We start from the raw sequence: 6244 nt of genomic DNA on the forward strand, positions 1-6244 counted from the left end.
CTTAATCGAGGGGGTCGTTATTTAACATGCACTGCGCTATCATATTGGCATATACTTTATTTCATTTGGGAGGCTGATTGCGGTGATGATGTTGAATCGAAGCCCCATCCTATATCCTAGCCTAATGCATCATGTCTTTTGGAATCATAAGAAACAATTTCAATACAGCGTGGACACCTACGGACATTGGGTTCTATTTGCGGTGGAGGGCGGCAGCTTCCGTTATGGGATCGGCGATAGCGAGGGAATGGCGCAGATGGGCGACGTCATCGTTTGCCCGCCGGGCGTCGATTTTCATCGCGACGTTATCCATGCGCCGTCTTTTCATTTCATCGGATTTTCGTTAGGCTCTATATCGGGAGAGGCGGTTGCAGGGCAAGAGGCAGAGCAGGACGTCCACCACCGTTTGGCGGCTTCTGCCTACAAGCCCGCCGTCACGCATAAGGAGAGGTTTGCCGATAATTTGAGATATTTCAAGAGGCAGGACGAAGCTGCCGCGGAGATCGATCAGCGGAGCTATTGGCAAAACCATGCGCTGAACGATATTTGGCTGTTTTGTTTGCAGTCGATAGCGGTCGGCGTGGTTGGCGAAGACAAAGAACCTGCCGATCCTCTGATGGAACAGGCACGGCTCTATATCCAGCAGAACGCCTATAAGGACATGAGCATGCTGGTGCTTGCGGACGAGCTGGGCATCAGTCCCGTTCAGCTCACCCGCAGATTCACCCGAAGCGTGGGGATGACTCCTTCGCGCTATTTAAGCCATATTAGGCTGGAGCAAGCAAAGTCCTTGCTCGTCGATACCCATCTGAATTTAGAGCAGATCGCATTAGCTTGCGGCTTCAACAATGGCTTCTACCTCAGCCGCGTGTTCTCGAAGCTGATGAAAGTCAGTCCTTCCGCTTACCGGAAAACGAACCGGGTCTAATGCCTGCTACAATCCCCTCTATACAGAACTTGATAACATAAAATAAAAAGCCGCATAATCAGCGGCTTCTAATGTTACTATGTTTTTGTCACCCGACATCAACTCCATCCAATTCTGTAGACGTTAGTTATAATAATGTTCTGCCAATGCATTTGCAGCAATGATGGCCTGGTACACATCTTCAGGCGTTACCGGGTGCGGCAAATTGCCCATCGTGTCTCCTTCGGCACACGCATCTTCTGCTACTTTTCGCCATTCCTCCTCTATGAATTCATCCAGACCCAGGTCTTTTAAGGTTAGCGGCAGCCCTACTTCCTTGATAAAACGGATAACCGTTTCGATTTCCTCTCGTGGAGCACTTTCGAGAACAAGCTGCGTTAATAAACCAAAGACCACTTTTTCGCCATGCTGCGCATGATGCAGCGATGGAACGGCCGTCATTCCATTATGGATTGCGTGGGCAGCGGCCAAGCCGCCGGATTCAGCGCCAACACCGCTTAAATAAATCGTGGCTTCAATTGTTTTTTCAACGGCCGGGGTCGAGACGTTCTGATCCACGGCGATTTTAGCCTGCAGGCCATATTCTAGAATGGTGTCATAGCACATTTTTGCAATACCTAAGCCGGCTAGGGATGGCTTTAGATTCACTAAATTATCTCCATTTTTCTGATAACATGCTCGCGCTTCAAAATAAGTCGCAAGAGCATCCCCTATCCCCGCCACAAAAAACCGTGTCGGTGCGTTTACCAGAATATTGGGATCTGCCAGCACGATGTCAGGATTTGTCGGCAAAAACAGGTAACGGTCAAATGAACCGTCTGCATTGTAAATGACGGAAAGTGCAGTACACGGCGCATCTGTTGAAGCAATTGTCGGGAAAATCGCAACAGGCAGATGTGTGTAATATGCGGTAGCCTTAGCTGTATCCAATGTTTTCCCGCCGCCAATACCGACTATGATATTGGCACCTGATTTTTGCACCGCTTGGCGGTGTCTGTCGATTTCATCTTGAGTGATTTGATAGTTGAATTTTACAAATTCGCTTTGATGTCCGGCCTCTTCAAAAGATTTACCGGCTTCCCTGCGCGCACGATCCAAAATAAATTCATCGCAAATAACATACGCATGGTCACCATAAGTAGCGGTATAGGAAGCTAATTCTTTTAGTAAATAGTTCCCCACGATAAATCTCTTTGGCGATGTAATTGATTTCACATATTTTCCCAAAATATCACGCTCCAATGGATTTCAATATCCTTGCTATTATCTAATGATAATGAGATTTTTATACGATTGAAAAAACTGTCCCTTTTGTAGCCATAAAAATATCCCCTCCAAGTTCACTCCCTTCTCATGAAAACATGAGTTTTTTCGAGTGTCTACTTTGAGGGGATAATGCCACCATAAAAGCTGCTTTTTATCCAGGTATCATCGGGACAATGCACATTTTACATAATATTGGAATATATTGAGTTGTTTGACTCATATAATCATCATGATTAAGCCCGTCTCTAGTGCAGTCCCCTCCTGATTTACTTCAGATTTGCCGACCATTTCTCAGCACGAGCCTGCAGATCATCCAGAAACTTCTGAATATCCGGAGCATTTCCGGATGCAGCCTGGCTAATGAATCCGTTAATAGCTGGAGCGATATCGCTCATATAAAACGGATTGGCTTCATCCATGAGCTCCGAGTGGCCAACATTTGCGATTTCGAGTGCTTTTTTCACAAACTTATCTTCCGGTGTTACAAAATCAGCGTTTTTAAGTGTTGGGGTACTGGAGAAGTTCTCATACATATATTTTTGCGTCATGTAGCTGGTCAAGAATTTTAATACTTCCCATGATGCATCCACATCTTTAGCATTCTTCGCCATGATGAACGGGTCAACCGCCACCCAACCTTCGCCTTTAGGCCCCATGTTCAGCACAGGTTCAAAACGGTCCAACAGCTCTTTGTTCTGCTTCGACCGGAATTCACTCATTGTTGAGCCGCCGGTGGAATCGAGGGCGATGGCGATATTGTTCTTCTCCAGACCGAAATTCTCAGCTCCTTGGGCATTTACGAAACCTGCCGGCGGCAGTTGTGCGGCTTCTTTCAGCCATTCCAGCACTTTGACCATTTCCGGAGAATTCAGGTGCCATTTAATGCTTTTGATATCCTTCAACGATCCATCCGCTCCTTTGGCGCCATAAGCAAGGGTTAACGCAACAAAGGTAGATCCGTTTAATGAGTTGCCGCTCCAATACAGACCGAAATTGTCTTCACCGGTTTTCGGGTTTTTGCCGGTCATTTGCTTGGCTTTCTCCAGAATTTCATCCGGTCCCGGCTGTGCCGAGAGCGTTTCAACGCCCCAGTCTTCAAACAGCTTCTTATCATAAATCGTCATCCGGCGGCCAAGAACGGCAGGAATGCCAAACTGCTTGCTTCCGTCGGGCGACTTGGTGCTATAGGAGTTATTCATAATGCCTTCCAGATAGATGCCCTTGTCAAACGTAGTGTCCTTTTCGATCAAGTCGTCCAGGTCACGCAGCAGCCCTTCCTGGTACCATTGTGATGCAAAGGCTCCACCGGTATACAAGATATCCGCATCGCCGGAGAGCAGCATGGCCGTTTGTTTGGCTTTTACGTTCTCCCAGGGGATTTGATAAACCTCCAGTTTGATGTTCGGATACATTTTTTTGAACGTTTTATCTAAATACTCGTTGAGTCCGATGGTCGGGTTGCCTGTCAGTGCATCGATCCCGTTATCCAGCTGCCAGCCTGCCAGTGCAACGCGAACCGTACCTTTCATGTCCGATACTTTTTCAATCTTCACGCCGCCTGTCACATCTTTTCCCGAACTGCCTGAACAAGCGGCCAATGTAAATACCAGCACGAATGACAGGATAAGCAGCACAACTTTTTTCATACACAAACACCCCCACATAAATTTAGCTTCCATTTTGAATTACTGCTTGATACCGGATAGCGCAATGCTCTCGATGATATAACGCTGCAGGAACATATAAACTACGATAACCGGAATGAGGCTCGTAGTTGTTGCTGCCATAATGATCGATGGCTGCTGATTGATTCCGTTGTTATACGTAAACATGGCCAATCCAATCTGGATCGTGTACTTGGCAGCCGATTTTAAGATCAGCAGCGGCCACAGCATATCATTCCATACGCCTAAGAACAGCAGAATGACCATGGTGGCGATAATGGGCGTACACAGCGGCAGATATACCCGGCTGAATACGGTGATTTCCTTGGCGCCATCCAGAACGGCAGCTTCCCTTAAACTGCTGGGTAATTGATCAAAGAAGGCTTTGGCTAAAAAAGTACCGAACGCATAGTTCATGGCCGGCAAATAAAAAGCCAAGTAGTTATCGACCAGTCCGAGTTTACTGAACAAAAGATACTGCGGAATCATCGTCATTTCGAACGGAATCATCATCGTGCTTAGCGCTAGCAGCAAGACGAAGTTTGCTCCTTTGAAGCGGAGCTTGGATAAGGCATAACCGGATAATAGTGCGGACAATGAGCTGATGATAATGACCCCTGCACTTACAAGCGTGGAGTTGCCGATGTATCGAAACATATTAATGTTGGTGAAGGCGGCTTCATATGTTCGGATCGAAGGCTCTTCCGGCCATATTTTCGGCGGGAATGAAATATTTAATCGTGCAGCCCAATCGAAGCTCGTTACCAGCATCCATAAGAATGGCACAATCATGATGAATGAACCTACCAACAGAACCAGCGTTAGTATCAGCTGTTGAAGTGTGATTCGTTTACGGCGCACAGGCTCCTTGGGCAAGGCTGAACTGCTCATAGTTACCCTCCTGTTTTCTGGAATAAGGTTCCCCTACGGACCCGAAAAATGGATAATGGCATTAGTCCAAACTGTCTTTGCGGCGGTTGAGCAGCATGAGGAACACGGTTAGGATGAGTATGATGACGAATAACAGATAGGATACAGCCGTAGCCAGCCCCATCTGCGAAGAGAGAAACGCATTTCGGTAAATATACAGCACTACGGTCATCAAGCTTCCCCCAGGATTACCTGCGGTTCCGCCGATTAACCATACATCCGTAAACCGTTTCATTCCGCCGATGGTACCCATGATGAGCATGAACACAAAGATCGGACGCAAGTATGGGATTGTAATGTACCACCATTTCCGGTAGGTGCCAGCCCCATCCACCTCTGCAGCTTCATAGAGATCCCGAGGGACGCTTTGCAAACCAGCCAGAAAAATAATCGTGTTATACCCAAGCGCACCCCACAAGCTCATGAGCACAATACTGTAACGCGCAACTTCAGGGTTCGTGAACCAGCCGACAGGATCGATACCAAACAAACCAATTACAAAGTTGATCAGCCCTTCCTTGGACGGAAAAAACAAGAAGGAGAACAACAGGCTTGTAGCAACGCCGGACACGACATTGGGCAGAAAATATACCGCTTTGAAAAAATTGCGTCCCAGATGCCATTTCAGATTATTAATCAGGCTCGCCAGAATAAACGACAGTGCAATTCCAAGCAGTACAGACCAAATCCCCATGACAAACGTATTTGTAAGCGCTTGCCAAAATAAGGAATCTTCTAATGCGTAACGGTAGTTGCTCAGGCCCACCCAAGCGCCGGATAAATTGAGCCCGGATGTCTGATGAAAACTCATAAACAGTGCGGCGAACATGGGATAGATGGCGAATACGATGACACCGATAATCAGAGGGGCGCTGAATAGATAACCCATCCAGTCATTACGCGTAAATCTGAACTTTCGTTTGGCCCATTTCCCATGCTCCGCAGTCCATTTCCCTTCTGGGGTGGATGACAAACCGATCCTCCTCCTTTCGTTAATAACCGGACCCATTCCGGTAATCGGACAAGACGTTCATGTCCATTCTGTAAATGGTTATGTGGACGAATCCGGATTATGTGTTATTCTTTTTTTCACAGACGTGAATGGAAGAACAACATCTTCTGCGATTGCTTATCGGCAGTGTATGCAGCTGCCCGCATCCGGGTGTATGCCTAGATCGAACCTTGCTTCGAAGATCCTGGACCGTTTTGAAACTGTACCGAAAAAAGCACAACCTATTTTAGGCTGTGCTTTTTTTGTATTTTGAAAGGCTTATAGTACGTGTTCAAAAAGGTCAATTTTCAGCACCGAGAAGGTTGGATGAAGCTAGGGACGTCAGGAGCGGAGCGTACGTTTTGGGTACGTGAGCACCGGAAGGCCCGGCTGAATTCAAGATTCGATGCCGAGCTGCTTCCTGATTCGCTTCGTGATCAAAAGCGGACTTTTTGAACAACCTCT

The 6244-nt window shown here is 47.1% G+C and carries 5 protein-coding genes; 1 reads left to right on the plus strand and 4 read right to left on the minus strand.

Annotated elements, in window-relative coordinates; translation table 11 throughout:
- Positions 1 to 85 precede the first annotated feature (85 nt).
- Complete coding sequence (locus AB4124_RS18755) at positions 86 to 928, plus strand: helix-turn-helix domain-containing protein (RefSeq protein WP_441973839.1); 843 nt, start codon at positions 86 to 88, stop codon at positions 926 to 928.
- A 123-nt stretch (positions 929 to 1051) separates the two neighbouring features.
- Here AB4124_RS18755 and AB4124_RS18760 read toward each other — a convergent pair whose 3' ends face one another.
- The 4 genes from AB4124_RS18760 to AB4124_RS18775 all read right to left on the minus strand — a co-directional run bounded on the left by AB4124_RS18760 (position 1052) and on the right by AB4124_RS18775 (position 5761).
- Positions 1052 to 2155: a glycerol dehydrogenase gene (locus tag AB4124_RS18760; protein ID WP_441973840.1), complete on the minus strand. Its 1104-nt coding sequence runs from the start codon at positions 2153 to 2155 to the stop codon at positions 1052 to 1054.
- A 305-nt stretch (positions 2156 to 2460) separates the two neighbouring features.
- On the minus strand, positions 2461 to 3840 hold the full coding sequence (locus AB4124_RS18765) for an extracellular solute-binding protein (RefSeq protein ID WP_441973819.1): 1380 nt from the start codon (positions 3838 to 3840) through the stop codon (positions 2461 to 2463).
- A 39-nt stretch (positions 3841 to 3879) separates the two neighbouring features.
- On the minus strand, positions 3880 to 4749 hold the full coding sequence (locus tag AB4124_RS18770; protein ID WP_071220686.1) for a carbohydrate ABC transporter permease: 870 nt from the start codon (positions 4747 to 4749) through the stop codon (positions 3880 to 3882).
- 61 nt (positions 4750 to 4810) lie between these two features.
- Entirely contained in the window at positions 4811 to 5761 is a 951-nt protein-coding gene (locus AB4124_RS18775) for a carbohydrate ABC transporter permease (protein ID WP_379405368.1), read from the minus strand.
- Positions 5762 to 6244: the final 483 nt, after the last annotated feature.

It is taken from the genome of Paenibacillus sp. 2KB_20 (genome assembly GCF_052115765.1).
In the GTDB taxonomy this organism is placed as follows: domain Bacteria; phylum Bacillota; class Bacilli; order Paenibacillales; family Paenibacillaceae; genus Paenibacillus_AQ.

Excerpts from the sequence above, each read along its gene's own strand:
- AB4124_RS18755 (WP_441973839.1), top strand. The coding sequence starts at position 86 with ATGATGTTGAATCGAAGCCCCATCCTATATCCTAGCCTAATGCATCAT.
- AB4124_RS18770 (WP_071220686.1), bottom strand. The coding sequence starts at position 4,749 with ATGAGCAGTTCAGCCTTGCCCAAGGAGCCTGTGCGCCGTAAACGAATC.
- AB4124_RS18765 (WP_441973819.1), bottom strand. The coding sequence starts at position 3,840 with ATGAAAAAAGTTGTGCTGCTTATCCTGTCATTCGTGCTGGTATTTACA.